The sequence below is a fragment of the Pseudoalteromonas sp. SWN166 genome, from assembly GCF_015864485.1.
GTDB lineage: Bacteria > Pseudomonadota > Gammaproteobacteria > Enterobacterales > Alteromonadaceae > Pseudoalteromonas.
Genome location: NZ_JADYXB010000045.1, coordinates 1 through 25,796 on the forward strand (window position 1 = coordinate 1; position 25,796 = coordinate 25,796).

At 39.2% G+C, this 25,796-nt stretch carries 27 protein-coding genes; 19 read left to right on the forward strand and 8 right to left on the reverse strand.

Features of this window, described 5'->3' with window-relative positions:
* Nucleotides 1–150: 150 nt before the first annotated feature.
* The 4 genes from I6F49_RS18000 to hslR all read right to left on the reverse strand — a co-directional run bounded on the left by I6F49_RS18000 (nucleotide 151) and on the right by hslR (nucleotide 4,528).
* Complete coding sequence (locus I6F49_RS18000; protein ID WP_197181518.1) at nucleotides 151–1,260, reverse strand: PepSY-associated TM helix domain-containing protein; 1,110 nt, start codon at nucleotides 1,258–1,260, stop codon at nucleotides 151–153.
* Nucleotides 1,261–1,441: 181 nt separating this feature from the next.
* Entirely contained in the window at nucleotides 1,442–2,980 is a 1,539-nt protein-coding gene (locus I6F49_RS18005; RefSeq protein WP_197181519.1) for a phosphoenolpyruvate carboxykinase, read from the reverse strand.
* Between the two features lie 267 nt (nucleotides 2,981–3,247).
* Complete coding sequence (gene hslO, locus I6F49_RS18010; protein WP_197181520.1) at nucleotides 3,248–4,093, reverse strand: Hsp33 family molecular chaperone HslO; 846 nt, start codon at nucleotides 4,091–4,093, stop codon at nucleotides 3,248–3,250.
* A 12-nt stretch (nucleotides 4,094–4,105) separates the two neighbouring features.
* A complete protein-coding gene (gene hslR / locus I6F49_RS18015; protein ID WP_197181521.1) occupies nucleotides 4,106–4,528 on the reverse strand; it encodes a ribosome-associated heat shock protein Hsp15 in 423 nt (140 codons plus the stop codon).
* Between the two features lie 207 nt (nucleotides 4,529–4,735).
* Between hslR and gspC the strand changes: the two genes are divergently transcribed.
* The 13 genes from gspC to I6F49_RS18080 all read left to right on the forward strand — a co-directional run bounded on the left by gspC (nucleotide 4,736) and on the right by I6F49_RS18080 (nucleotide 16,754).
* The gene (gene gspC, locus I6F49_RS18020; RefSeq protein WP_197181522.1) at nucleotides 4,736–5,677 is read left to right on the forward strand and encodes a type II secretion system protein GspC; all 942 of its coding nucleotides are present in this window, start codon (nucleotides 4,736–4,738) and stop codon (nucleotides 5,675–5,677) included.
* Between the two features lie 23 nt (nucleotides 5,678–5,700).
* A complete protein-coding gene (gspD, locus tag I6F49_RS18025) occupies nucleotides 5,701–7,764 on the forward strand; it encodes a type II secretion system secretin GspD (RefSeq protein WP_197181523.1) in 2,064 nt (687 codons plus the stop codon).
* The gene (gspE, locus tag I6F49_RS18030) at nucleotides 7,757–9,322 is read left to right on the forward strand and encodes a type II secretion system ATPase GspE (protein ID WP_231615133.1); all 1,566 of its coding nucleotides are present in this window, start codon (nucleotides 7,757–7,759) and stop codon (nucleotides 9,320–9,322) included. Before gspD ends, gspE begins: the two co-directional genes overlap by 8 nt.
* Nucleotides 9,323–9,324: 2 nt before the next feature.
* On the forward strand, nucleotides 9,325–10,560 hold the full coding sequence (gspF, locus tag I6F49_RS18035; RefSeq protein WP_197181524.1) for a type II secretion system inner membrane protein GspF: 1,236 nt from the start codon (nucleotides 9,325–9,327) through the stop codon (nucleotides 10,558–10,560).
* 80 nt (nucleotides 10,561–10,640) lie between these two features.
* Entirely contained in the window at nucleotides 10,641–11,063 is a 423-nt protein-coding gene (gspG, locus tag I6F49_RS18040) for a type II secretion system major pseudopilin GspG (protein WP_197181525.1), read from the forward strand.
* 49 nt (nucleotides 11,064–11,112) lie between these two features.
* Entirely contained in the window at nucleotides 11,113–11,700 is a 588-nt protein-coding gene (locus tag I6F49_RS18045; RefSeq protein WP_197181526.1) for a prepilin-type N-terminal cleavage/methylation domain-containing protein, read from the forward strand.
* Nucleotides 11,700–12,074: a type II secretion system minor pseudopilin GspI gene (gspI, locus tag I6F49_RS18050; protein ID WP_197181527.1), complete on the forward strand. Its 375-nt coding sequence runs from the start codon at nucleotides 11,700–11,702 to the stop codon at nucleotides 12,072–12,074. The genes I6F49_RS18045 and gspI overlap by 1 nt, the downstream gene beginning before the upstream one ends.
* Nucleotides 12,075–12,725 carry a type II secretion system minor pseudopilin GspJ gene (gene gspJ, locus I6F49_RS18055; RefSeq protein WP_197181528.1) on the forward strand — a complete coding sequence of 217 codons (651 nt, stop codon included), beginning with the start codon at nucleotides 12,075–12,077 and terminating at the stop codon, nucleotides 12,723–12,725.
* Nucleotides 12,718–13,707, forward strand: a complete 990-nt coding sequence (gspK, locus tag I6F49_RS18060) for a type II secretion system minor pseudopilin GspK (RefSeq protein WP_197181529.1) — start codon at nucleotides 12,718–12,720, stop codon at nucleotides 13,705–13,707. Before gspJ ends, gspK begins: the two co-directional genes overlap by 8 nt.
* Entirely contained in the window at nucleotides 13,704–14,912 is a 1,209-nt protein-coding gene (gspL, locus tag I6F49_RS18065) for a type II secretion system protein GspL (RefSeq protein ID WP_197181530.1), read from the forward strand. Before gspK ends, gspL begins: the two co-directional genes overlap by 4 nt.
* On the forward strand, nucleotides 14,909–15,382 hold the full coding sequence (gene gspM / locus I6F49_RS18070) for a type II secretion system protein GspM (protein ID WP_197181531.1): 474 nt from the start codon (nucleotides 14,909–14,911) through the stop codon (nucleotides 15,380–15,382). Before gspL ends, gspM begins: the two co-directional genes overlap by 4 nt.
* Nucleotides 15,383–15,385: 3 nt before the next feature.
* The gene (locus I6F49_RS18075) at nucleotides 15,386–16,144 is read left to right on the forward strand and encodes a type II secretion system protein N (RefSeq protein WP_197181532.1); all 759 of its coding nucleotides are present in this window, start codon (nucleotides 15,386–15,388) and stop codon (nucleotides 16,142–16,144) included.
* Nucleotides 16,145–16,166: 22 nt separating this feature from the next.
* Nucleotides 16,167–16,754, forward strand: coding sequence for a UPF0149 family protein (locus I6F49_RS18080; RefSeq protein ID WP_166421593.1), 588 nt, complete (start codon nucleotides 16,167–16,169; stop codon nucleotides 16,752–16,754).
* A gap of 24 nt (nucleotides 16,755–16,778) precedes the next feature.
* Here the strand turns inward: I6F49_RS18080 and I6F49_RS18085 are convergent, their stop codons facing one another.
* A complete protein-coding gene (locus tag I6F49_RS18085; RefSeq protein ID WP_166421592.1) occupies nucleotides 16,779–16,985 on the reverse strand; it encodes a hypothetical protein in 207 nt (68 codons plus the stop codon).
* Nucleotides 16,985–17,344: a hypothetical protein gene (locus I6F49_RS18090; RefSeq protein WP_166421591.1), complete on the reverse strand. Its 360-nt coding sequence runs from the start codon at nucleotides 17,342–17,344 to the stop codon at nucleotides 16,985–16,987. Before I6F49_RS18090 ends, I6F49_RS18085 begins: the two co-directional genes overlap by 1 nt.
* A gap of 272 nt (nucleotides 17,345–17,616) precedes the next feature.
* Here I6F49_RS18090 and ccoG point away from each other — a divergent pair, with 272 nt between their 5' ends.
* The 4 genes from ccoG (at nucleotide 17,617) to I6F49_RS18110 (ending at nucleotide 21,418) form a co-directional block, all read left to right on the forward strand.
* The gene (gene ccoG / locus I6F49_RS18095; protein ID WP_197181533.1) at nucleotides 17,617–19,047 is read left to right on the forward strand and encodes a cytochrome c oxidase accessory protein CcoG; all 1,431 of its coding nucleotides are present in this window, start codon (nucleotides 17,617–17,619) and stop codon (nucleotides 19,045–19,047) included.
* An 83-nt stretch (nucleotides 19,048–19,130) separates the two neighbouring features.
* On the forward strand, nucleotides 19,131–20,105 hold the full coding sequence (locus tag I6F49_RS18100; RefSeq protein WP_166421589.1) for a serine/threonine protein kinase: 975 nt from the start codon (nucleotides 19,131–19,133) through the stop codon (nucleotides 20,103–20,105).
* Nucleotides 20,106–20,139: 34 nt separating this feature from the next.
* Nucleotides 20,140–20,763, forward strand: coding sequence for a thiol:disulfide interchange protein DsbA/DsbL (locus tag I6F49_RS18105; RefSeq protein WP_166421588.1), 624 nt, complete (start codon nucleotides 20,140–20,142; stop codon nucleotides 20,761–20,763).
* Nucleotides 20,764–20,779: 16 nt separating this feature from the next.
* Nucleotides 20,780–21,418, forward strand: coding sequence for a thiol:disulfide interchange protein DsbA/DsbL (locus I6F49_RS18110; protein ID WP_197181534.1), 639 nt, complete (start codon nucleotides 20,780–20,782; stop codon nucleotides 21,416–21,418).
* A gap of 69 nt (nucleotides 21,419–21,487) precedes the next feature.
* On the opposite strand, the gene trmA is transcribed toward I6F49_RS18110, so the two are convergent.
* Nucleotides 21,488–22,585: a tRNA (uridine(54)-C5)-methyltransferase TrmA gene (gene trmA, locus I6F49_RS18115; protein ID WP_197181535.1), complete on the reverse strand. Its 1,098-nt coding sequence runs from the start codon at nucleotides 22,583–22,585 to the stop codon at nucleotides 21,488–21,490.
* Nucleotides 22,586–22,747: 162 nt separating this feature from the next.
* Here trmA and I6F49_RS18120 point away from each other — a divergent pair, with 162 nt between their 5' ends.
* Together I6F49_RS18120 and murI are read left to right on the forward strand one after the other, a co-directional pair.
* The gene (locus tag I6F49_RS18120; protein WP_197181536.1) at nucleotides 22,748–23,887 is read left to right on the forward strand and encodes a DUF5610 domain-containing protein; all 1,140 of its coding nucleotides are present in this window, start codon (nucleotides 22,748–22,750) and stop codon (nucleotides 23,885–23,887) included.
* A gap of 65 nt (nucleotides 23,888–23,952) precedes the next feature.
* Entirely contained in the window at nucleotides 23,953–24,753 is an 801-nt protein-coding gene (gene murI / locus I6F49_RS18125; protein WP_197181537.1) for a glutamate racemase, read from the forward strand.
* Here the strand turns inward: murI and I6F49_RS18130 are convergent.
* Complete coding sequence (locus I6F49_RS18130) at nucleotides 24,716–25,195, reverse strand: RNA recognition motif domain-containing protein (RefSeq protein WP_007582860.1); 480 nt, start codon at nucleotides 25,193–25,195, stop codon at nucleotides 24,716–24,718. The two genes, murI and I6F49_RS18130, sit on opposite strands and share 38 nt — an antisense overlap.
* Nucleotides 25,196–25,796: the final 601 nt, after the last annotated feature.

The following is a 25,796-nucleotide window of genomic DNA, read 5'->3' on the forward strand; positions in this document are numbered from 1 at the left end:
AGTAAGACCTTTACCAGCTTGAAGTTCAGCTAATGCTTTGTTGAAATCGAAAGATTGAGTCATGTGTCACTCCTGTTTTCTTAATAATACTGAAATGACACAGATTTCTAAACACTACCCTTAACAAAGCGGATTAGTATAAAGTTTATTTTATATTCTCCTCGTTCTAACTAACCATCGATATACACCGATAAAAAACAATGCTGCAGACCCAAAACCACTTAGCACCCATATAACTTTTAGCATGTTTCCGCCAATACTGCCGTCATGCAGTGGGTGTATCCAGTTTTTGACTTTACTAGCCGTGCTTTGCTTATCTATGTTAAACAGGCTCTCTAGTTCCCCTGTAGATGCATTAACTTCGATATAGCTATGCGGGAAGCGATACGAAGGATCGTTTCTAGTTTGATATCTAAATCTATAAATAGCATTTAAGTTTGATGGTGTTTCAATCCAAGCTAAACGTGCTTCGGGCAATGTTTTTTGAGCTATAAGTATTGCTTTCGATAAGGGAATGCTGGATTGTTTACTGGGTTGTATTTGCTTTATTGAGGGGGAGTTTATATCGCCAACTAGGGCAGTTAATATAGGGTCAGTTTGTTTTGGTATGGCAAGTATAACACCTGTAACAGTGAGAACTAATAATGGCGCGCAGAAGCTTAATCCAATTAGTTTATGCCAGTCGTATAGCAAACCTATTCTAGAGCTACGAGACTTAAATTTTAGTGACTTTACCCACTGCCCAGACTTTGGAAGCCAAGCAAAGAATCCAGAAATAAGAAGAACTAATGAGGCTACACCTATATAGCCGACAACAAGTGTGCCTGTCGTTCCCGTTAGTAATGAAAAATGTAGGTTGTACATCCAAGTTACTAGATATTCCCCCCAGTAGTCTTTGCGTATTACTTCATTGCTATTACTAGATAGCCAAACCATTAAGGGAGCAAAACCTTGCTCTTTTGTTTCTATAGGATTGTAGTAGCGTGCGGGTACAATTGAATTCATACCTGTATTTTCTAATCGCCATGGCCCAAGCTTGGCAGGGAAATTTTTCCTTAACGTACTGTATGCTTTATCCCAATTAGGTGATTTTGTATCGGCAGTAGTGTGATCAATTGGATTTAACAGTGAGTCTATTTGTGGGTAATAAACTAATACGGAGCCAGAAAGGCTAATAATAGTGAGTAGTACGCCTACCGAGAGCCCTAAGTATAAATGTAACCGTCTTGAGGTTTTTCGCCATGAAAGCTTTGGTGTCATCAATTAAATAGCCGTAATGAGTAATGCTGATTTATTGGGCATTAGGAGGTGATCAATTACGCGGTATATTATATGGTTTTTTATATAAGTTGTGCGGCATTTTGTCGCACTTATTAAATTAGGTATTAAAAAGTAAAACGCCAGCTATGGGCTGGCGTTAAAATACAATATTAAAGTTTATTTAAGCTTTAGGTCCTGCATTTTTTATATCGTCTGATACGTCGTACTTAGCAAAGTTCTCAGTGAAGTCAGCGGCAAGTTTTGCTGCATATTCGTTGTACTTAGCTTTATCTTCCCACGTATTAATAGGGTTAAGTAAGTTAGTATCTACACCTGGAACTGCTACCGGTACATCTAGGTTTAAAACATCAATGTGCTGAGTTTCAACACCCGCTAATTTCCCAGATACGATTGCATCAATTACTGCACGAGTTGTTGGAATATCAAAACGTTTACCTGTGCCGTAAGGGCCGCCAGTCCAACCTGTATTCACAAGGTACACCTTAGCGCCAAACTCGCGTACACGCTTCATAAGAAGCTCAGCGTAAACACCTGCAGGGCGTGGGAAGAATGGTGCGCCAAAACATGTAGAGAAAGTTGATTCAATATCGCTAGTTGAACCAATCTCAGTAGAACCAACTTTTGCTGTGTATCCACTTAAAAAGTGAAAAGCAGCTGCTTCTTCGCTAAGTATAGAAACGGGTGGTAATACACCGCTTACATCACAAGTTAAAAATACAACAGCCTTAGGTTCGCCTGCGCGGTTTTCTACTTTACGTTTTTCAACGTGTTCAAGTGGATATGCTGCACGGCTATTTTGAGTAAGGCTAGTATCGTTAAAATCTGGAACGCCTTTTTCATCTAACACTACATTTTCTAAAATAGTGCCAAAGCGAATAGCATTCCAAATTACAGGTTCATTCTTTTGTGAAAGGTCGATACATTTAGCATAACAACCGCCTTCAATATTAAACACGCTTCCAGGTGCCCAGCCGTGCTCGTCATCACCAATTAGAAAGCGAGTAGGGTCTGCTGAAAGTGTTGTTTTACCCGTACCAGATAAACCGAAGAATAATGCTGTATCGCCTGCTTCACCAACATTAGCAGAACAGTGCATTGGTAATACACCTTTTGCTGGAAGTAGGAAGTTTTGTACAGAAAACATCGACTTTTTCATTTCACCGGCGTAACGCATACCTGCTAGTAATACTTTGCGCGCTGCAAAGTTAATAATAACGGTGCCATCACTGTTAGTGCCATCACGCTCTGGCTCACATACAAATGAAGGAACGTTCATTACTTGCCATTGTGGTAAGTTTGAAGCGTTATAGTTCTGCGGTTCAATAAACATGTTTTTGGCAAAAATATGGTGCCACGCTGTTTCTGTAGTTACTACTACAGGTAGGTAATGTTCAGGATCTGCGCCAACTTCTAGGTGAGAGGTGAAGTGGTCATTACTTTGAACATGTGCTTCTACGCGAGCCCATAAAGCGTCAAATTTGTCTGCATCAAACGGGCGATTAACATTGCCCCATTGAATGTCATCTTGAGTAGTAGCTTCTTGTACAATAAAACGATCTTTTGGTGAACGGCCAGTTCGTTTTCCTGTAATTGCAACAAAAGCACCATTTGCGGCTAAAGTACCTTCGCCACGGCGGATCGCATGCTCGACAAGTTCAGCTGCGGTTAAATCGACAAAACGTGTAGCGCCTGTAGTCATGTTTATACCTAACTATGTGTGAGAGTTTGAACGGATAGCTCTGGGGTTATCAGTGCCCTTAAACTGAAATTATAGTAACAGAAGGTTTTAAGATATTCGAGCCCGCAAAGGCCCTAAAAACACATATATTTAAGAAAAAACATGAATAATTTCAATGATACCGGTGTCATGAAATTAGCAGAAAAGATGACACCGGTATCATCTTTTTATAATATAAAACCGCATATTTTGCGGCTTTAATTAGTATATATAAGTGAAGCTGAATATTTAGTTGAAAATACTTTTTATGTCTTGCTCGTTAAAAACATATTCTTTTAAACAATAGTGGCAGTTAATATTAACCGAGCCTTTTTCAGCTACATCGTTAAGGAGTTCTTGTTGTCCGATGTTAACAAGAGCCGTAATTGTTTTATCACGGCTACAACCACATTTGAATTTAATTGCTTGGGGTTCAAATACACGAGGGTTATCTTCGTGATATAAGCGTGTAAGCACAGTATTAGCATCAAGATGTAATAGTTCTTCATCTTTAATTGTATTACTTAATGCTTCTAGATGTGCAAAGTCTTCAATTGATTTTTGTTTATCAACTGGAAGCACTTGTAGAAATAAACCACATGCTTTTGCGCTACCTTCTGTTGTGTCGGTTGCAAACCAAAGGCGTGTTTTCAATTGCTCTGACTGCTCAAAGTAACTTTCAATACATTCACTAAGGGTATCGTGCTCTAGTGGCACTATACCTTGATAACGCTCACCTTTACTTGGCGTAATAGTAATCACCATATAGCCTTGACCAATAAGCTCTTTAACGGTTGTGCCCGTAATTTCACTTTGTAGACGAGCGATCCCGCGCATGTTTTGTTTGTCATCGCCATTTATAACTGCATATTTAACAGGACCATCGCCTTGAAGCTGTACAGCAATTTCACCTTCAAATTTTAATGTGGCGGTTAGTAAGCAGGTCGCAACGAGTAACTCACCTAGCAATGCTTTAACTGGCTCTGGATAATTATGGTCGGCAATCATTTCATTATAAGCACTCTCGATTTGCACGAGTTCGCCACGAACATCTAGTTCGTTGAATAAATAACGGTGAAGTAAATCTTGTTGCATGAGCGGCTATACCTAACTTGATTTCATTTTTAAAAGTTCGCGTCTTTGTTTTTTATCCGGTTTTTTATCCGGATGAGGAGCAAAGAAGCTGTTATTTTTGCGTGCGATGCTGTTCTCTTCGCGTTTAGCAATACTGGCATCAGATTCTTGATACATGGTCTGTGCAATGGGGGCGCTTTGGCGTTTTTCAAGCACTGAAAGTATAGTTATCAGCTTTTCATCTACACCTTGGGCAAGTTTTACCTTTGCGCCAACTTCTACTATTTTACTCGCTTTTGTACGTTGACCATTATAATGCACTTTGCCGCCCTGTACCATTTCACGCGCAACGGCGCGGGTTTTATAAAATCGCGCAGCCCATAACCATTTATCTAATCGAACTTTTAACTCATCCGCATGGTCTGAGTTAGTATTAGCATTACTTCTTTTACTCATAAGGTGCTCCCACGTTTTATAGCTTAAAATTTATCATGAAATCATCGTAGGATGAAGGTATTACAACAGCCGTTTGTTTTTTATACACAGATGTAAAGTTAATTTAATCTGTTTACAAAGTTTAATATTAGTGTGCTTGTTGAAAGAAAAATGAAAGGGTACTATGGGTACGCGCTAACGCAGTAAATTAAAATAAGAACACTATTTATGGAACAGCAAATCCAACAACTAAAACAATTTTTAACGCGGTTACCGCATGCTAAGTTAAGTGCGTTAGTAACACTGTTAGTTGTTGTTTATCTTGCATTTTTATTGTCAAAACTTGTTTGGCTTTTGTGGCCGAAACCATCCGTATCTCTACTTACTCCTACTCATTATGCTAATCAGTCATCTGGTGCGAGTAATAACTCAGCACAGCATATTGTTGAGCAATTCTTATTTGGTAAAAAAACTGTAACAAACAACAATAATACTGCAAAGCAATCGCAGGTTATAAATAATGCGCCAGAAACGCGCTTAAGTATAAACTTAACCGGTATTGTAGCGGTTAATAACGATGATAAAGCAGGTATAGCAATTATTGAATCACAAGGTAAGCAAGTAAGCTATCTAGTTGAAGAAGTAGTATCGGGCACGCGAGCTAAAGTAGCACAGATACTGCCTGACCGTGTTATTTTGGGTGTTAATGGGGGCTTTGAAACATTAATGCTTGATGGGCTCGATTTTAGTAAAAAAGTATCTATGCCTGTACTCGCTGCACGTGATGAGGCTGAAATGGGTCCGCAAAAGTTAGAACCAAGTGAACTACAAATAGATGCCACTGCTGATCCGGATGTTAAAGAAGCAATTATAGAAACACGTGAAGAGCTGCTCGAAGAACCGGGTAAATTATTTGACTACATACGTGTTTCACAAGCCATGAATGACGGTGAGCTAATTGGGTATCGCTTAAGTCCAGGTAAAGAGCCTGAACTGTTTAAGCAAATGGGATTAAAAAATAACGATTTAGCTATTTCTATAAATGGCTATCAATTAACAGATTTAAAACAGGCTATGTCAGCTATTAATGAGCTGCGTAATAGTACAGATGCCAATATCACTATAGAACGTGATGGTGAACAAATTGATGTGCAATTTAGTCTGCAATAATTTAGCTTTGGAGTTTTAATACGATGGTTCAGGTGCTACACCTCAAAAAAATTAAAAAAGGGTTAGCTAAGTACGCAGCACTTTTTTTGGCGGCAAGTATTTCTTTGTCTGTTTCTGCTGTTGAATATGCTGCTAACTTTAAAGGAACTGATATCAACGAGTTTATTAATATTGTTGGTAAAAACCTTAATAAAACGGTGATTATTGACCCTAACGTGCGCGGCAAAGTAAATGTTCGCAGTTATGAGTTAATGGACGAAGCGCTTTATTATCAGTTCTTCTTAAATGTATTAGAAGTTTATGGCTACTCAGCTGTTGAAATGGATAATGGCATTCTTAAAGTAGAGAAAAGTTCAGACGCTAAGAAATCAAATGTACCACTTATTGACGAAGGTAATGAAGCTAGCGGCGATATGATGATTACACGTGTTGTACGTGTTAAAAATGTAAGTGTGCAGGAGCTTGGTCCTTTAGTTCGTCAATTTAGCGATCAAAAAGATGGTGGCCATGTTGCTAACTTTAATGCGGCTAACGTAATGATGCTAACGGGTCATGCTGCATCAGTTAATCGCTTAGTTGAGATCATTCGCTCTGTTGATCAAGCGGGTGACAAGCGTGTAGACATCGTTAAGCTAAAATATGCGACGGCAGATGATGTTGTCTCTGTAGTAGACAATATTTATAAAGACAGCGGTAAAGGCAGTGTGCCTGAATTTTTAATTCCAAAAGTTGTGGCTGATGGCCGAACTAATAGCGTTATTGTAAGTGGTGAAGGCCAGGCACGTACACGTGCCATAGAGCTTATTAAGCGCTTAGATGGCGAATTAGAAAGCCAAGGTAATACCAAGGTGTTTTACCTAAATTACGCTAAAGCTGAAGATTTAGTCAAAGTATTGCAAGGTGTAAGTAAGTCACTTGTTGAAGATGCACAAGGCGGTACTACTAAAACTCGTAGCAGAAGCAATAATGAAAGCAGTATAGAGTCTCACCCAGACTCAAACTCATTAATTATCACCGCACAGCCAGACACAATGCGATCACTAGAGTCGGTAATTGAACGTCTTGATATTCGCCGAGCGCAAGTATTAGTTGAAGCCATTATTATTGAAGTTATGGAAGGCGATGGTGTTAATTTAGGCCTGCAGTGGATTTCTGAACAAGGCGGTATGTTGCAGTTTAATAATGGTACTACTGTTCCTGTAGGTTCATTAGCTGTTGCCGCTGAGCAAGCACAAGATACAACCGTAACTAAAAATATAATAGGAACTGAGTCAGGTACAGTGACGCCATTTACGGAAACAACAGAAGGTGACTATGGTCCATTAGCTTCCTTACTAAGCGGTATTAATGGTTTAGCGCTGGGCGTTGTTAAAAATGACTGGGGTGCAATTATTCAAGCAGTTGCTACCGACACAAATTCAAATATTTTGGCTACACCGTCTATTACTACAATGGATAACGAAGAAGCATCTATTTTAGTGGGTCAAGAAGTACCTATAATTACAGGCTCACAAACGGGTAGTAATAACGCTAACCCATTCCAAACAGTTGAGCGTCAAGAAGTTGGTATTAAACTAGTTGTTACACCACAGATTAATGATGGCTCTGCAGTACAGCTTACTATTGAGCAAGAAGTATCGAGCGTAAGTGGTGCCACTGCGGTTGATATTTCAGTAAATAAACGTTCAATTAAAACAACGGTAATGGCCGATGATGGCGGTATGGTTGTACTTGGCGGCTTAATAGATGAAGACGTACAAGAAAGTGTTTCTAAGGTGCCGTTATTAGGCGATATCCCTATTTTAGGTCACTTGTTTAGATCAACAAATACAACGCGTCGTAAGCGTAATCTTATTGTGTTTATTCGCCCAACCATTATTCGTGATGGTGTAAGCATGAATAAGTTAAGCTTCAATAAATATAACTTTATTCGTGGTGAGCAATTTAAGCAAAAAGAAGATGGTATTGAATTAATGCCAATGACTGATACGCCTATTTTACCTGAGTGGAATGACGAATTAGTACTTCCCCCTACGTATGAAGAGTCTTTACGTAAACAAAATGCAAAAGAGCGTGAAGATGACTAATGCGATTCAAGAGATAAACCAAGATGTGGTTCATCCTCAAACGCATAATCAGGATGAGCTACTAACCAGTGATGTGTTAGTTGAGTTACCAGCAAAACGTTTGCCGTTTTCGTATGCAAGACGTGCAGGTGTGTTACTTGGTAAAAACAAAGATAACCGCATAGTTTACTACCGTGGCGAGCTAGATGTGGAAGTACTATTAGAAGTACGCCGTATCGCAGGCCATGGTTTTACACTTGAGCAGTTAGCTGATGATAAATTTGAGCTATTGCTTGAAGCATCATACCAGCGTGATAGCTCTGAAACACAACAGATGATGGAAGACATTGGTAACGAGGTTGATTTATTCTCTCTTGCTGATGAACTCCCACAGACTGAAGATTTACTGGCGGGCGACGATGACGCACCAATCATCAAGCTTATTAATGCCATGCTTAGCGAAGCGATTAAAGAAGGTGCGTCTGATATTCATATCGAAACCTTCGAGCAAGAGCTTGTTATTCGCTTTAGGGTAGATGGTGTACTTAAAGAAGTACTTAAGCCCAATCGTAAACTCGCATCGTTACTTGTATCTCGTATTAAAGTAATGGCTAAGCTTGATATAGCCGAAAAACGTATCCCACAAGATGGTCGTATTAGTTTACGTATTGCCGGGCGAGCAGTTGATGTGCGTGTATCTACAATGCCATCGAGCTTTGGTGAGCGTGTGGTACTGCGTTTACTTGATAAAAATAACGCGCGTTTAAACCTTGAAGATTTAGGTATGACCGCAGATAACCGTGCATTGTTTTCAGATTTAATTAGTAAACCCCACGGAATTATTTTGGTAACAGGGCCAACGGGCTCTGGTAAAAGTACCACTTTGTATGCAGGTATGAGTCAAATTAACTCACGCGATCGTAACATTCTTACTGTTGAAGATCCGATAGAGTACGAAATTCCAGGCATTGGCCAAACACAAGTTAATGCAAAAGTTGATATGACATTTGCACGCGGTTTACGTGCAATATTACGTCAAGATCCTGATGTAGTAATGGTGGGTGAAATACGCGACCTTGAAACTGCGCAAATTGGTGTTCAAGCGTCACTTACCGGCCACCTTGTTATGTCTACTCTGCATACTAATACCGCATCGGGTGCAATTACACGTATGGAAGATATGGGTGTTGAACCCTTCTTGCTTTCATCGTCGTTACTCGGTGTGTTATCGCAGCGTTTAGTACGTACATTGTGTAATACCTGCAAAGAAGGCCACACGGCTGATGAGCATGAATGCCAGCTGTTAGGCACTCCTTTTGAAAGCCAACCTACAATCTACCGAGCAGTAGGGTGTGAAGAGTGTAACTTTAATGGTTATCGTGGTCGTACGGGTATTCACGAGTTACTTGTAGTTGATGAAACAATACGCGAAATGATTCACAACGGTAAAGGTGAGCAAAGCGTAGAGAAATACATTCGTAAGCGCAGCCCAAGTATTCGCCAAGATGGGTGTAGCCGCGTACTTGCAGGTAAAACAACACTTGAAGAAGTATTACGTGTTACCCGTGAGGAAGGCTAATTATGGCGGCATTTGAATATCGTGCCCTAGATGGCCGAGGTAAAGAAAAAAAAGGCATTTTAGAGGCCGATACAGCTAAACAAATTCGCCAAACTTTACGTGATCAAAAACTTACGCCGCTTGAAGTTGTCCCTGCGGCGCAAAGTGATAAACACGTTAAAGGCGAAAAAGCACCTTTACTGGGTAGCTTTTTTAAGCCAACAATTTCAACCTCAGATTTAGCACTAATTACAAGGCAATTAGCGACACTTATTCAATCGGCACTCCCTGTTGAAGGCGCTGTTATGGCAGTTGCTGAACAATGCGAAAAGCCACGTTTAAAACGAATGCTTATGTCGGTACGCTCAAAAGTGGTTGAGGGCTATACCCTTGCCGATGGTCTTAGTGAGTTTCCTCATGTTTTTGACGACTTATATCGTGCAATGGTTGCCGCAGGCGAAAAGTCGGGTCACCTTGACCAAGTACTTAATCGTTTAGCCGACTACACAGAGCAGCGCCAACATATGCGTAGCCAAATAACGCAAGCAATGGTTTATCCTATTATTTTAGTGGTGTTTGCAATTGGTATTGTGTCGGTATTACTGGGTACTGTAGTACCTAAAATATTAAAAACATTTGAAAAAACTAAACAAGTACTTCCTTGGACAACCGAATGGGTAATGGCAGGTAGCCATTTTGTGCAAAATTACTGGTTTATTAGTTTAATAGCCATCACAGCCATCGCTATTGGGATTAAGCATGCACTTAAACAGCCAAAAATACGTTTTTGGTGGGATGACCGAGTGCTGCATATGCCGGGCATAGGTAAAGTAGCTCGTGGTATCAACACCGCACGTTTTGCGCGTACTTTAAGTATTTTATCATCAAGCTCGGTACCATTACTTGAAGGAATGCGTATATCGGGCGGCGTACTCATTAACGAAAAAATTAAAAAAGCGGTTGCAGATGCATCCGATAGAGTGAGTGAGGGTGCAAGCTTAAGAGCTGCGCTTCAGCAAACTAAGTTGTTTCCACCAATGATGCTGCATATGATAGCAAGTGGTGAAAAATCAGGTGAACTAGAGCAAATGCTAGAGCGTGCTGCAAATAACCAAGATCGCGAATTTGAGAGCATGGTTAATGTATCGCTTAAACTACTAGAGCCTGCGATGATCGCCTCAATGGCGGTTATTGTATTATTTATAGTAATGGCGATATTACAGCCAATAATGGCGATGAATAAAGCTGTTGGACTTTAAGTTAAAATAATTTTTAAATATATTAATGGTTTTACCTAAACCATTTTTACTTAGTGTTTTTAGAATAATGAGGTAATTACGTGAATAAACAATCAGGTTTTTCTTTACTAGAAGTGATGGTGGTACTGGTTATCATCGGGATGATTATGTCAATTGTGGCACCTAACATTATGGGTCAGCAAGAAGAGGCTGCTATTGATAAAGCGCATCTAGATATTCAGCAATTAGAAGATGCAATGAGCTTATACAAGCTTAAAAATAAGAGTTACCCAAGCACAGAGCAAGGTCTTGAAGCGCTAGTTACTCAAACAAGTATTGAACCGGTTCCAAAGCGTTTCCCTGACGGTGGTTTTATTAATGAACTACCAGAGGATCCTTGGGGTAATACTTATCAGTTAATTAGCCCAGGTGAAATTGGCAAGTTTGATATTTTTTCTATGGGCCCAGATGGTGAAGTAGGTACTGATGATGATATCGGTAACTGGGACGAAGAAAAACAATAATGCTTAAGTACACTGCTTTGTATGAACATGTTAATGCTAGAGGCTTGCTATGAAAGCAAGCCTTAAGCAGCGCCATGCAAAAAGCAGCGGCTTTAGTTTAATAGAAATTTTAGTGGTATTAGTGATCATCGCTTTTGCCACCAAAATGGTGGTATACAGCTTAGAAGGCGGTGCCGAGGAAGAATTAGATACTCAAGCACTCAGGCTGCATACCACCATTAATATGGCATCAGAATTTGCCATTTTAAACCAAGTTGAATTGGGCTTATTAGTTGAAGACAACACACTAGAGTATTTAGTTTTTGATGGTGAAAAGTGGATTACCTTTGACCGTGAAGATCTTTTTAAACCAATCGAGTTAGATGAAAGGTTAAAGCTCACTCTTAACTTAGAAGATTTAGCGTGGGCGCAAGATAACCTCTTAGAGCAATCTAACTGGCGCGAACTTATGAGTGGTGGCGATGAGGACAGCTTACTTGAGCTTAAAAAGTTGAAAATCCCACAAGTACTTATTTTGTCATCAGGTGAGGTAAGCGCGTTTCAACTTATATTAGAGTTAAAAGAGCAAAGCGAACCTGTGTATTACATTGAAGGTGAATTTGCTGCACCAGTAAACTTTCGCCGAGAGCCAGAATAATGAAGCGCACTAAAGGGTTTACCTTATTAGAAGTGCTTGTCGCATTAAGTATTTGCGCCATGGCGGGTATAGCGGCAATGCAAGCAACAAGCGAGCATATACATCACTTAACCACTATTGAAGAACAAACCTATGCATCGTGGGTCGCCGAAAACGTTATTATTGAACAACGTACTAAAGGTGAACAGTGGCAAGGTAAAAATAACCTTAAAGGCAGTGAAGTAATGGGCGGTATTGAATGGTTTTGGCAACAAGAAGTAACCGCTACCGCTGATAAGAGCTTTGTTAAGCTAACAATCAATGTTTTTACGGATGAAAAGTATGAGCATTCGGCATATGAATTATCAACGTATTTAAATAAAGGCAAAAAGTAAGTGAAGCAGCGCGGGTTTACATTACTTGAAGTTATGGTTGCACTGGGTATTTTAGCTTTTGTTATTATTGCTACTCATCAAATACTCGAGACGACAACAAGAGCTAAAGATGCTTCGGACGAAAAAATAGCTGAGTTAAACGGGTTGCAAACTACCTTTAGGTTAATGGATCAAGATTTTAGCCAAATGACCAAACGGGCTGTTCGTAATGAGTCTGGCGATGTTCAAGAACAATACTTACTCGCGGGTCGTTACGTTTTAGAAAGCCAATACGATGGTATCGCGTTTGTACGAGATGGTTGGATAAATCCAATAAACTTATTACCACGCTCTGAGCTACAAGCTGTTGGTTATAGAGTGATAGACGATAACCTTGAGCGTGTTTACAGAGTATATGTTGATCAGCTTGATAATATGGAACCACGCGTTCAACGTGTACTGGAGAATATTGAAGAGCTTAAGTTTGAGTTTTTAGATGATAAAAACGAATGGCAAGAGCAATGGGAAATTAAAGCGCTTCCTAAAGCAGTTGCTGTTACGTTACAACAAATAAAAGCAGAACCGATTCGTCGAGTATTTTTAGTACCAGGGCAGGGCAAGGTTGTTGCTCCACCAAGCACAACACAAGATACGAGCGTGAATAATGGTTAAGCAACAATCATCGCGCGGCGCAGCACTTGTTATTGTTTTATTTATTGTGGCGTTGGCTGCTATTTTGGCGGTAGAGATGAGCGCTAATTTAATGGTGCAAGTGCAAAAAAGTACTAATTTACAAGGTCATCAACAAGCTAAGTGGTATGCCTATGGTGCAGAAGAACTTGCTATTAAAGGGCTTATACAAAGTAAAAAAGATGATGCCGATAAGACAACGCTCGACCAAATATGGGCAACCCAAGGTGATGCTTCATATCCTGTTGATAACGGTACATTGAGTGGCAAAATTACTGACTTACAAGCATGTTTAAATTTAAATGCTTTAGCCATAGCACCAGATACAAACAGCGCGAGTAAAACAAACCCTGCGCACAAAGCACTATTTGCATTACTTGAAAATATTGATGACTTACCTGCTGATGAATCAGAAGAGACAATGGCAGATAGCGTATTCGATTGGCTTGACGAGGACAGCATAACGTATCGCTCAGGTGCAGAGGAAGACGAGTATTTATCACGAGATTTTCCGTACATGACAGCCAATAGTTTATTTGCATCAACATCGGAGCTACGTTTAGTTAAGGGCTTTAATCCATTAGTGATGGAAAAAGTACTGCCATATGTATGTGTAATACCCGGCAGTACGCTTTTATCTATAAATGTAAATACATTAGTACCAGAACAAGCACTTATACTCAGTGCCTTAATAGAAAGTTTGAGCTTATCTGGTGCAGAAGCGGTGATAGGTGCCAGGCCGCAAACTGGCTTTGACACCATTGATGAATTTTTTGAACAGGTTAAGCAGCAAGGCGGCACTAATACTGACGCAGTAAAAAGTTTATTTAGTATTAAAAGCGAATATTTTAAATTACAAACGCAGGCAAATTTTGTCGACCTGCGTTTTTCGATGACCACATTACTGTACGCTAAAGACGGCGACGTAACGATACTGGCGCGAAAATTTGGAGGCGTACAGTGACAGAAATACTGTTGATCCGCACGGGTCAAACCGAGCAAGAGTTGCTTAATTGGTTAATTTACTCACCACAAGAGCAAGAAATAATAGCCAGTGGCGAGTTACCAAATGCAGATCATTTAAGTGAGTTAAGCGAAAAAGCACTTACCCGAGAAGTGGTCGTGTTATTACCAAGTGATCAAGTGCAATTAAAAACGGTTGCCTTGCCAACAAAATGGAATCGTAAGCTCGAGCAAGCACTGCCGTATATGCTCGAAGAAGATATAGCATGTGACGTAGATGAACTGTTTATAGCAGTAGCGCAGCCAACAATGCTTGGAGAGCAACATGCGATACGTGTAGCTATGACTGACCGTGAATGGTTTGAACAATGGCTCGCATTATTTACTGAGCATAATTTATCAGTATACAGAATATTACCCGATGCTTTGTTGTTACCAACAGCAGAGGAGGGCGCAATAACTGCAATTGAGCTCAATAACCAATGGTTATTTAAGCAAGGAGAATGGCATATTGGTGCGGTTGAATCTAGTTGGTTAAGTGGCTATTTAACAGCCATGGGTAATCCTGATATTAAACATTTTAGCCCTGCTAATCAGTTTCCTGAGAGCGTTAACTTACAAGCGCAAACGAGTGAGTACGACCTTCCTTTAGCATTATTTGCAAAGCAGCTAGATAGCGTTAAGTTCAACTTACGCCAAGGTATGTATCAGCTTAAAAAACAAAGCGCTTTATGGTGGGGTTATTGGAAAGGCGCCGCAATTATAGCAAGTGTTGCATTGGCCGCTACAATTACAATAAAAGCGATTGAGTTGCATCAACTTAATACACAAGTAGAAGTAGCTAAAGCTCAAGTCGTCGATAGATACCAAAAAGCATTTCCGGGCACTAAAGTTCGTCCTAATTTAATTAAAAGCCAAATTAGAGGCGCATTAGATAAAGTGCAAGGTTCAAGCGAAACAGGCTTTTTAGAATTAACAACTAACTTGGTTGATGTGTTTTCGCAAGTGAGCGAATTTACACCTGAAACTCTTCGTTATGACAAACGTCGCAATGAGCTGCGCATTCGTGCACGCGCTAAAGACTTCCAAACCTTTGGTAAAGTAAAAATCATACTTGAAAAGCAAGGTTTAACGGTTGAGCAAGGGTCTTTAAATAACGACGGTGATTATGTCGTTGGCGAAATTAAACTGCGAGGTGCAGTATGAAAAAGCAGTTAATGCAACAATGGCGTTCGCTTAAAGAGCAAGAACAACAATTGGTAATGGTTGCTGGTGGTGTGTTTATTATTTTTATTTTAGTAATGGGAATATTTAGACCATTAAATAATGCGATAGAAAAAGCACAGCAATCTCAAATAAAACAACAAGAGCTATTAGCTTGGGTTGACGAAAGTATTGTAAAACTAAAAGCCGCAGGCAACACGAGTGTGGCGAGTAATACAAACTTAAGCCAAATTGTTAACTCTACACGAGGTCGCTATCAAATAAATATTAGTAAAATGCAGCCTAGTACGGGTTCACTTCGTTTAACGCTCGACTCCGTAGAATTTAATCAGTTAATAGAGTGGTTAGATGAGTTAGTGAACCAGCACAGTTTAAAAATTGAAAACTTAGATTTAAGCCGCGATGATAAATCAGGCTATGTGCGTGTAAGCCGTCTAGTATTAGAGAATTAATTAATGAAAAAAATAATAACGTTATCGGCTGTCTTTTTAATTAGTTTTATTGTGTTTTGTATTATTAAATTACCAGCAAGTATTGCGCTTGATGTAGCAAAGCCATACTTACCAAAGCAGCTAGAAGTTGGCCAAACTGTAGGCACTGTTTGGCAAGGTCAAATGATGCAAGTTCGCTTTGATGGCGAGCAGTTAAATAATGTGCGCTGGGATATTGCCGGGTGGAAATTGTTTACAGGCAAGTTAAATGCGAATATAAAGTTTGGTAATGCACGAGAGCGCACTGATATTTCGGGATACGCAGATGTAAGCTATGGGCTTTTTAATAAAAAAGTTAAAGTAACTGACGCCCTAGTACGCTCCACTGTAGAGCGTGCAATGCAACGTGTGCAACTTCCTCTGCCTGTTACCGCTAAAGGGCGCGTAATTTTAGAGCTTAATGAATACAGCTCAGGCGCACCTTATTGTGATTCATTAAAAGGTGAAATAGCGAGCCCTAATATTGACGTACAAGGCTTAAATGGGTGGTTTAATATTGGTCCTCTGGCTGGCAAGTTAAGCTGTAAGTCGGGTGACGTGGCAATATTAATTGACCCAGATAATACGCTTGGCCTTGAAGCAGATGCTACACTTAAAGCTAATTTCGACTTTAGTGTGGCAGGGTATGTAAAACCAGATGCGAGCTTACCTAAAGATGTACATGATGCGGTTAAATTTTTAGGCCGACCAGATAGCCAAGGTCGTTATCCGCTCAACTTTTAATATTTGAATATAAAGAGTTTTAATGCAAATACCCCAATTTACTGAGCTGCAAGCAAAGCAGCTCAGCACATTTTTAAATACCCAATCTAAAGCAATGACCCTTGAGCAAAGCCAAGGCTATTTATTTGGCGTTATTTGTTCGCCCACCCCATTAGATGTGCACGAGTGGCTTGAGCAAATATTACCAAGTACAGCCAATGATTTAGATGAAGAAATGCTTTTTTTGTTTATGGCGCTATACCATAAAATTAGTGAGCAAGTATTTGAAACAGGATACAAACTACCCGTTGAGTTTACTCTTGAGTTTTGTAAACCATGGAGCGAAGGCTTTTTAGTGGCTACTAAAGCATATGCAGAGCCACTTTTAAATGCACCTGAGTTAGATGCTGAATTTAAAGAAGCATTAGAGAGTGCATTAAGTACACTGAGCTTTTTTGCTCTTGATCAGCAAGCAATTACTCAGATTGCTCAGCAAAATAGTATGACTAAAGAAGCCTTATGCCAGTATCAATATGAATCAATGGGTGACTTTGCACTAGGCTTTGCGGAGCTCATAGAAGTTGTTGCCATTAATAGTGGTTTAATAACTGATGACAGCTGGGACGAATAGTTTTAGCTTAAGCGCTTAGATAATCTAAGCGCTTAGTTCTAATACAATATCAGTACAGCCTTGCTTACACTTTACCATACCTTTACCAGGCTCGCTGGTGGCTAAATCAAGTGTTAAAACTCCATTACATTTTTCACACTTTAACGTTTTGCCTTGTGCTAATTGTTTAAGCATGTTGCGCTGTTTATGAAATGAGTCGCTTGCTTTTTTATTTAAATTCGAAAAATCCATTACTTAGCTCGCTTTTGCTCTAGTGCGTCAGTCACTATTTTACACACCGTATTTAAACGTTCGTCATAAAAGTAAAGGTTTAAGTCACGTTCACGACAATAGCGTAAGTGAAATAACTGAACAGAGTCATCAGTTGTAAATGTTTTTTCTACGTACTCACCCTCAGATTCAGAAAGCTTTAACTGTGAGCTTATTCTATTTTTAGCCATATTGGCAGCAGGGCTTCTATTAACCTTACTCGCATCACTTAAAAAGCCAATGCCTTCACCTAATAACTTTTCTCGAGGTTCTTTTATAAGAGGGTGGTCGATAGTAAAAAAGGCAAGGATCACAACTACCAAAATAAGAAATTTTTTCATGGATACGTAAACCTTGATCTAAGTAGGGTTGAATTACCATGCAGTGTAATAAACTGCACTTTAAAAGCAAGTAGCTGGGATGAATAAATTATTAGCAATCTATGCCAGTAATTTTAACCAACATTGTTATAATGGTTAACAGCAGTCAGATATTTCTGAAATATCTGAAAGTATTCGAGATGGCAATTTATTAAAGTAAACTTGCTAACTTTAAGTATAGAGTACTTGAGTATTGCTGGGTTTTTATTTCCAAGCGGCGTTGAGGAACTTCGATGGACAAGCAAATTAAAGTAAAGAATATCCCTGTAGAGGTGAAAATCCAAAAACCGGATTTAAGCCGTCAAGATGATAGGTTCAATCCCCGAAATCGTATTTATGTGCGTGCTGTAAAAGGCCTACATCAATTACTTAGGCAGCGCATTGGCTTTTTAGGCCTACTTGCGTTTATGTTACTACCTTGGATTAATTTTAACGGCCAGCAAGCTGTGCTGTTTGATCTAATTGGTCAAAAATACAATATTTTTGGTTTAACGCTATGGCCTCAAGATTTCACCATATTAGCGTTTATCTTTATGCTGGCAGCATTTGCACTATTTTTAGTGACCACCTTTTATGGGCGGGTGTGGTGTGGCTATACCTGCCCGCAAACTGTATGGACCTTTATTTTTATTTGGTTCGAAGAAAAGTTTGAAGGCACGGCTAATCAGCGTAAAAAGCTCGATCAACGCCCTATGAACTTTGATAAGCTTTGGCGAAAAACAGCAAAGCATACTAGTTGGGTATTGTTTTCGTTGTATACGGCTATTTCTTTTGTGGGTTACTTTACGCCTATAAGAGAATTACTTCCTGATTTTGTCACTTTTAATGTAGGTGGTTATGCACTAGTAAGCATTATATTCTTTGCAGCATGTACCTATGGCAACGCAGGTTGGATGCGAGAAATTATGTGTTTACACATTTGTCCTTACTCACGTTTTCAATCAGCTATGTTTGATAAAGACACATACACAGTAACGTACGATGAAAGCCGTGGTGAAAGCCGTGGTCCGCGCTCACGTAAAGTAGACCATAAAGATTTAGAGCTGGGCGATTGTATAGACTGTAATTTGTGTGTTCAAGTATGCCCAACCGGTATTGATATTAGAAACGGGCTACAAGCTGAGTGTATTAACTGTGGTGCATGTATTGATGCATGTGATGGCGTAATGGACAAAATGGAATACCCGCGTGGGCTTATTTCATATACGACTGAGCGAAACCTCGAAACGCCAGAAAATAAAACGAATCCACTACGAGCTAAAATCATCGGTTACACGGTCATACTTGTTGTGCTTACGGGTGCACTTGTCGCTAATATAGCACTGCGTAAAACAATGGACTTTGATATTATTCGTGATCGAAACCAATTATATCGTGTTGATTTTAATGGTTTGGTAGAGAACACGTATACGTTAAAGGTAATTAATAAAGCGCAGTACGAGCAAACCTTTAATATTAAAGTGCAAGGTTTAGATAACTTTAAGTACATAGGGAAGCAATCATTTACTGTGCAAGCAGGTGAATCTCATAATGTACCATTGTCACTTGTAATGGACCCTTATGATTTAAAAGCGCCAATGACAGAGTTTAACTTTGTGCTTTCGCCGGTTAGTGAGCCAGATGAAACAATATCGCAGCCAAGTAACTTTTTTAAAGCGCGGTAATAACAATCTGCCTTTATGGTAGGCTGGTATAGCAATTAACAAAAGCGGGTATATAACCCGCTTTTATTTTATATAAGAAGAGTATGAGTAAATTTAGTTTTATTGATTTAACACCCGACCTAATACTCGATGCAATAGAAAGCGTAGGTGTGTACGCCGAGTCAGGTTTATTAGCACTCAATAGCTATGAAAACAGAGTGTACCAATTTAAAGCCGATGATGGTCTGCGTTACGTAGTGAAGTTTTATCGACCAGAGCGTTGGAGTAGGGAGCAAATTCAAGAAGAACATGATTTTGCATTTGAACTAGCAGAAGCAGAAGTGCCTGTTGTAGCCCCTATTTTATATAATGGGCAAAGCTTGTTTGAACACGAAGGGTATTTGTTTGTGTTGTTTCCAAGTGTAGGCGGGCGTTTATTTGAGGTTGATAATTTAGACCAGCTTGATGTAATGGGGCGTTTAATTGGCCGTATGCACCAAGTCGCTAAAACAAAACCTTTTACTTACAGACCAACAGTTACCTGCGATGAGTATTTGCATACAGCCAAAGTTCATCTACAAAAAAGTAACTTAGTGCCTATGGGAATAAATACTGCTTTTTATACTATTTTAGATTTGGTGATAGAGCAGGCGCAAAAACAGTATAAAGATGTGCAAAGTATTCGCTTACATGGTGACTGCCACGTTGGTAATATTTTGTGGGCAGGCGATGCGCTCATGTTTGTTGATTTAGATGACAGCCGCCAAGGGCCTGCAATACAAGATTTATGGATGATGCTCAGTGGCGATAGAGCGACGCAACTGTTACAGTTAGACACCCTTGTGAATGCGTATGAAGAGTTTTGTGATTTTGATCACTCTCAACTCAAATTAATTGAACCGCTGCGAGCAATGCGTATTATCCATTACATGGGATGGGTAGCTAAACGATGGAGCGATCCTGCCTTTGTGCGGAACTTTACATGGTTTGCTGATGACAAATACTGGGAGCAACAAATTTTAGCACTGAAGGAGCAACTTGCAGCACTGCAAGAAGCACCGTTAAAATTATTGCCGTAATATTTTATTTAAAGACAAGTACAACGAGATGCCAATGCTTAAAAAATTAAAACTGAGTTTATTACTTTTATGTTTACCATTTGCAGCATTTGCTGCGCAGTTTGAAGTTGATAATCAATACACCGTTATTGATGTGGATAAAAGTGCATCACCGCAAGTAACTGAATTTTTCTCATATTATTGCCCGCATTGTTTTAAGTTTGAACCAGTAGCAAAAGCAATTGAACAAGGTCTGCCAGAAGGCGCCAAGTTTATTAAAAACCACGTTAACTTTTTAGGTGGTGTGTCGCCGCAAGCTCAAAGTAATTTAAGCTTTGCTTATTTAATTGCTAAACAGCATGGTCAGGCACAGAGCATTAGCGATCAAATTTTTAAAAGTATTCATGTTCAACGTGCACCTTTAACTGAAATGAAAGACGTTAAAAAACTACTTGAAGTAAATGGTATTGATAGCGCAACATTCGATCAAGACATGGCAAGCATGCCAGTAATTGCTGCTGAGCAAGCATTACAAGATAATCAAAACAAATATTCAAAATTAGGTGCCTTAACGGGCGTTCCTACTTTTATTGTTAACGACAAATATAAAATAAACCTCAACACCATCAAAAATCAAAAAGAACTTGATGAGTTAGTTGCATTTTTATTAGCACTATAAATTTCGGAGCATAATAATGATTAAATTAGTTAAAGCAGGTTTGCTTGCAGTACTACTTTCTATGGCGGCAACAAGCTTTGCAGCAACGTATGAAGAAGGCGTGCATTACGATGTGGTTTCTGAGCGCGCAACTAAAAAGCCTGAAATTAAAGAGTTTTTCTCATTTTACTGCCCTGCATGTAACAACATGGAAGCAGTAATTGGTGAGTTTAAGCCTAAGCTTGATAAAAACGTTAAATTTAAAAAGAGCCATGTTGATTTCGTAGGTGTACGCGACCCAGAAAATCAACAGATGATGAGCCAGGCACTTGCTACTGCAGAAGTGCTTCCACAAAAAGATCAGATTATTTCTGCAATCTTTAACCACATTCATACCAAACGCGCTAAATTTAATGAGCTTGCAGATGTAAAAGACATATTTGTAGCACAGGGCGTTGATGGCGATAAGTTTGATAAACTTTTCAAAAGCTTCTCGGTACGTACGCTAAGCTCTAAAATGAAACGTGATCAGGACTACTTTAAAGAAAAAGGCGCACTACGTGGCGTACCTACCTTTATTGTAAATGGTAAGTATAAATTAAACCTAGGTCGTGAGTCGGGTATTACTGAACCAGAAGATATTAGCAAACTGATTAATTACTTAGCTAGCAAATAAATTTAGCTAAAACTAAAAAAGCTCCTATAAGGAGCTTTTTTTATGGGTAACGTTTACTGAGCATATTTATTATTTACGCTGTAAGAACACACCCGACTCAATGTGATGTGTATAAGGGAACTGATCAAATATAGCAAAGCGCTTAACGTTGTGCGTACGTGTTAGGTGATCAAGGTCACGCTCTAGGGTTTCTGGATTACACGATATATAAATTATGCTTTCGTAGTTAGCCACAAGGTCACACGTTAATTCATCCATGCCGGCGCGCGGTGGATCAACCAATATGGTTTGGCAGTCATAGCTTTTAAGGTCAATCCCGTCTAAACGAGAAAAAGTACGCTCGCCATTCATTGCTTGGGTAAACTCTTCGCTCGACATACGAATAATATCTAAGTTCTCTACGTTATTTTTAGCAATGTTGTATTGAGCTGAGTGAACAGATGATTTTGATATTTCTGTTGCTAATACTTTATTAAAACAGCCCGCTAATGCAATTGAAAAGTTACCGTTACCACAGTACAGCTCTAATAAATCATTTTTAAGTGGTTTACATAAATCTTGCGCCCACTCCAGCATATTAATATTTACTTTTGCATTAGGCTGAGTAAAGCTATTTTCTACTTGTTGATAAATAAGCTCTTGACCATTAACAGTTAAGCGTTCAGTTACAAAGTCTTCACCCAGCACTTCTTTTTGTTTGCGAGCACGGCCTATAAAGTCAATCTTGTATTTACTGCTTAGCTTTTCTTTAAGTGCTTTAATTTCACTTAGCCACTCTTCATCAAGTGGTTTGTGATAAAGCAAGCTTACTAAAATTTCACCGCTTAGCGTTGATAAGTAATCAATTTGAAATAACTTACGACGTAATATCTCGCAAGGCTTGAGGCTTTCAATCATCACCTGCATTATTTCACCTACTAGAGGCGCAGCGGGGTCAAACGTATCAACACGGATTTTTTCTTTTGTTTGTTGATCAAACATAATGTGAAACAGATCGTCACCGTCGTGCCATACTCTAAATTCAGCACGTTGGCGGTAGTTAGTTGGCTCTGAGCTAAATACTTCTAGTTGCTCCACACCAAAACGTTGAAACTGCGCACTAATACGCTGCTCTTTTTCACTTAACTGCGTTTGGTACTGTGTGGTATCTATTTTAATAACTGCCATTAACGCTACTACCTTCTCTAAGATCTGTTTATCGGCGCTATTGTAGGGAGCGCTGCGTATTTGTCTAGTTTTGGCTAGCATTTATGCTGTTTTATTGAACATTGTACTTTAGTTTTTGTTGTTATAGCCGATAATAAACTACGCACGCTTAGGAGACGAATCATGAAAATAGGTAATTATGGCTTTACGCCAAACAACAACATCAATAAATTCAATAATAAAGCTGATATACAGCAACCTACAATTACGTCTCCTCAAGATAGCTATCAACAACGAGGCCGAGAGTTGGCCGCAAAGGTGCTTGGCGATAAAATGGCTGAGCAACTTGGATTGCCTATGGCAGAAAAAAAAGCAGATAAACCACTCTTTGATTTTGATGAAATAGTAAAAAACGTACTCGATTTTGTAAGTAGTGCTGTTAACAAAGCAAAAGCTAACGGCGCTGATGACGAAAAGCTCAAAGATATGTTAGGCGACGCGCGCAAAGGAGTCCAAATAGGGATTGATGACGCTGTTGATGAACTCAAAGGTACTGGTGTATTTAATGATGACATGGAAGAGGGGATTAATAAGTCCAAAGAGGGAATTTACAATGGGCTCGATAAGTTTGAAGAGTCGTTATTTAACCCACAACCTGCCAGCGTAAATATAAGCCAGGCTCAATATGTCAGTATGACGAGTAATGCAGAGTATAAATTTACCACCGCAGAAGGTGACGAGGTAAGTATTAGCTTTGCAGATGCATTTGAATCTCAGTCGGCAAGCGGCTATCAGCAAAACAGTAATAGCGAGTCGTTCGCAAGCTCATCATCGCAATCTCGACAGGTATCATTTTCGATGTCGGTAAATGGTGACTTAAATGAGCAAGAGCAAGAAGCGATTAATGTGATGATGGAAGATTTACAAGATTTAAGTAAAACATTTTTTGGTGGTGACCTAGATAAAGCATTTGAACAAGCACAAGAGCTGAGTTTAGAGAGTGATCAGCTGGTGGCTTTTTCTATGGATTTACGCCAAACAAAAACAATAGCAACAGTTAAAAGCTATGAAGAATATAAACCAGCACCCGAAAAGCAAGTAGCTGAGGGTTTAGCCCCTTTTAATGACGACCTTAAAAATGCTTTTGAAAAAGCGGGTGAGCTTGGATTACAAAATCAACTAGCTGGAATTCTACAGTGGTTAAATCAAGATCAGGAACAAATAGATAAGTTAGTAGATTACACAAAGTCTATGTTCGAAAACCTTAATCAGTTAAATTCGGCAGCCGACAGGCTTACTGATTTAGAAACCACGCAAAGTTAAACTACTTTCTTTTATAAATACCTCATGGCAAACTGCCGTTCTTAAAGTAAAGTGGGAACGGTAGTTTGTCAGCGCATATAATGGTCTTTGATTCAGGTATTGGTGGAACTACTGTACTTGAGCATATAAAGCAAAGTATCCCCAATGCTCAGTACAGCTATTTTATGGATAATGCTTTACTACCTTATGGAGCTCAATCCCAGCAAACAATCATTAACCGATTATGCTCACTTATTCATTTCATCAAAACTAACGCTCTTAACGTTGATCTAATTGTAATAGCGTGTAATACCGCTTCTACATCTGCACTTAGTGCGGTGCGCCAAGTGACAGATATTCCAATTGTAGGTGTTGTGCCAGCAATAAAGCCTGCCGCTGAGTTAACACGTTCAAATCATATTGGCTTATTAGCCACACCAGCAACGGTCGCCAGTTCATACACTAAAACGTTAATTGCTGAACATGCGCGTAATATAGTTGTTAATCTATATAGCAGTGTGGAGTTAGTAGCCTTAGCTGAGCAATACTTTTTTACAGACTCATTAGATACAAACAAGTTGCGCCAAGTACTAGATGGCCTGCATATAGATAAAACTATAGATGTACTTGTACTGGGGTGTACACACTTTCCAATTCTAGCAGGGCCGATGAGTCAGTATTTTGAAGGGAATGTAAAATTACTTGATTCAGGTGTAGCGATAGCAAATAGGGTTAGTTACTTACTTAACGAACTTAACTTATGTGTGAATAAACTAACAGACATAAAAAAGCCGCTGCAATATTATGCAACGGCTGATGTGTTTAGCAATAAGCTAGCGGTAAAGCTAGTTACACTGACTGATCCGTCTCAGTACGTAGAGCATTAGAATCATCTTCTTGTTTTTGTTTTGCTTCACGTACCTTTAAAGTACGTTGTTGGAACTCGCTATCGTTTAAGTTAGCAATTGCATTGTCTGCATCAGCTTGCGCCATTTCAACAAAACCAAAGCCACGACGCTTGCCAGTATTTTTATCCTTTAATAAACGAACATTGAATACTTTGCCTTGTTCTTCAAATAATGCACGAACCACACCTTCGTTTGCACGATAAGGAAGGTTACCAACATAAAGCGTTTTTGTTTTAACTTCAGCTTCTTCAGTCACATCAGATGACATTGCAGCAATAGCAATCGCACCTATTAATAAACCAGCACCAAATAGTAACGCAGGGTTTAAAGCTAAGCCGCCTAAAGCGAACTCAACAACAACAAAACCAACTACAGCAAGAATAACAGAGAAGATAAAAGATTTTTGATCGGGTAATTTCATTTTAGATCTACCAATAAACAGGAAATAAACATTAATTTAACATTGTGAACTTGCTATCTTAACGTCTAAATCAAACATAGCAATGATATTTGTATTAAATAATAAATAAGAGCACAAAAAAGCATCACCTTAGGTGTGTTTTCATATGGTTTTACGTGGTTTTGTTCTATTTTTGTTCGAACAGTAAAAAGATCTAAAAAAAGGGTTGATCTGTTTTCGGATCTCCCTATAATGCGACCCCACTGAGACGGGAAACGCCAACGCATAGCGAGGCACGAACTACCTCAGAGAGTTAAATAAAACTTCGGTTTTAAATCTTCCAAAATGAAAATTTAAAACTAAGTGTTGACTCGAAAAATAAAGGGTGTATTATTCGCATCCCTTGAGGCGCTAAAGCGACTCAAAACGTTCTTTAACAATATAAAGCAATCATCTGTGTGGGCACTCGTACAGATTGAGTTCTAACAGCCAACCTACTTTGTTCTTTATTGAGCAAGTAACGAGGCAAACAAATTAGAGTCTCAATTGAAAACTGAGTGACCAACAGAATAGTTATTTCGGTAATTATTCGGCACAGTCAATTCAATATCGAAAGATATTA

Excerpts from the sequence above, each read along its gene's own strand:
- I6F49_RS18000 (WP_197181518.1), bottom strand. The coding sequence starts at position 1,260 with ATGACACCAAAGCTTTCATGGCGAAAAACCTCAAGACGGTTACATTTA.
- I6F49_RS18005 (WP_197181519.1), bottom strand. The coding sequence starts at position 2,980 with ATGACTACAGGCGCTACACGTTTTGTCGATTTAACCGCAGCTGAACTT.
- hslO (WP_197181520.1), bottom strand. The coding sequence starts at position 4,093 with ATGCAACAAGATTTACTTCACCGTTATTTATTCAACGAACTAGATGTT.
- hslR (WP_197181521.1), bottom strand. The coding sequence starts at position 4,528 with ATGAGTAAAAGAAGTAATGCTAATACTAACTCAGACCATGCGGATGAG.
- gspC (WP_197181522.1), top strand. The coding sequence starts at position 4,736 with ATGGAACAGCAAATCCAACAACTAAAACAATTTTTAACGCGGTTACCG.
- gspD (WP_197181523.1), top strand. The coding sequence starts at position 5,701 with ATGGTTCAGGTGCTACACCTCAAAAAAATTAAAAAAGGGTTAGCTAAG.
- gspE (WP_231615133.1), top strand. The coding sequence starts at position 7,757 with ATGACTAATGCGATTCAAGAGATAAACCAAGATGTGGTTCATCCTCAA.
- gspF (WP_197181524.1), top strand. The coding sequence starts at position 9,325 with ATGGCGGCATTTGAATATCGTGCCCTAGATGGCCGAGGTAAAGAAAAA.
- I6F49_RS18045 (WP_197181526.1), top strand. The coding sequence starts at position 11,113 with ATGAAAGCAAGCCTTAAGCAGCGCCATGCAAAAAGCAGCGGCTTTAGT.
- gspI (WP_197181527.1), top strand. The coding sequence starts at position 11,700 with ATGAAGCGCACTAAAGGGTTTACCTTATTAGAAGTGCTTGTCGCATTA.
- gspK (WP_197181529.1), top strand. The coding sequence starts at position 12,718 with ATGGTTAAGCAACAATCATCGCGCGGCGCAGCACTTGTTATTGTTTTA.
- gspM (WP_197181531.1), top strand. The coding sequence starts at position 14,909 with ATGAAAAAGCAGTTAATGCAACAATGGCGTTCGCTTAAAGAGCAAGAA.
- I6F49_RS18075 (WP_197181532.1), top strand. The coding sequence starts at position 15,386 with ATGAAAAAAATAATAACGTTATCGGCTGTCTTTTTAATTAGTTTTATT.
- I6F49_RS18080 (WP_166421593.1), top strand. The coding sequence starts at position 16,167 with ATGCAAATACCCCAATTTACTGAGCTGCAAGCAAAGCAGCTCAGCACA.
- I6F49_RS18085 (WP_166421592.1), bottom strand. The coding sequence starts at position 16,985 with ATGGATTTTTCGAATTTAAATAAAAAAGCAAGCGACTCATTTCATAAA.
- I6F49_RS18090 (WP_166421591.1), bottom strand. The coding sequence starts at position 17,344 with ATGAAAAAATTTCTTATTTTGGTAGTTGTGATCCTTGCCTTTTTTACT.
- ccoG (WP_197181533.1), top strand. The coding sequence starts at position 17,617 with ATGGACAAGCAAATTAAAGTAAAGAATATCCCTGTAGAGGTGAAAATC.
- I6F49_RS18100 (WP_166421589.1), top strand. The coding sequence starts at position 19,131 with ATGAGTAAATTTAGTTTTATTGATTTAACACCCGACCTAATACTCGAT.
- I6F49_RS18105 (WP_166421588.1), top strand. The coding sequence starts at position 20,140 with ATGCTTAAAAAATTAAAACTGAGTTTATTACTTTTATGTTTACCATTT.
- I6F49_RS18110 (WP_197181534.1), top strand. The coding sequence starts at position 20,780 with ATGATTAAATTAGTTAAAGCAGGTTTGCTTGCAGTACTACTTTCTATG.
- trmA (WP_197181535.1), bottom strand. The coding sequence starts at position 22,585 with ATGGCAGTTATTAAAATAGATACCACACAGTACCAAACGCAGTTAAGT.
- I6F49_RS18120 (WP_197181536.1), top strand. The coding sequence starts at position 22,748 with ATGAAAATAGGTAATTATGGCTTTACGCCAAACAACAACATCAATAAA.
- I6F49_RS18130 (WP_007582860.1), bottom strand. The coding sequence starts at position 25,195 with ATGAAATTACCCGATCAAAAATCTTTTATCTTCTCTGTTATTCTTGCT.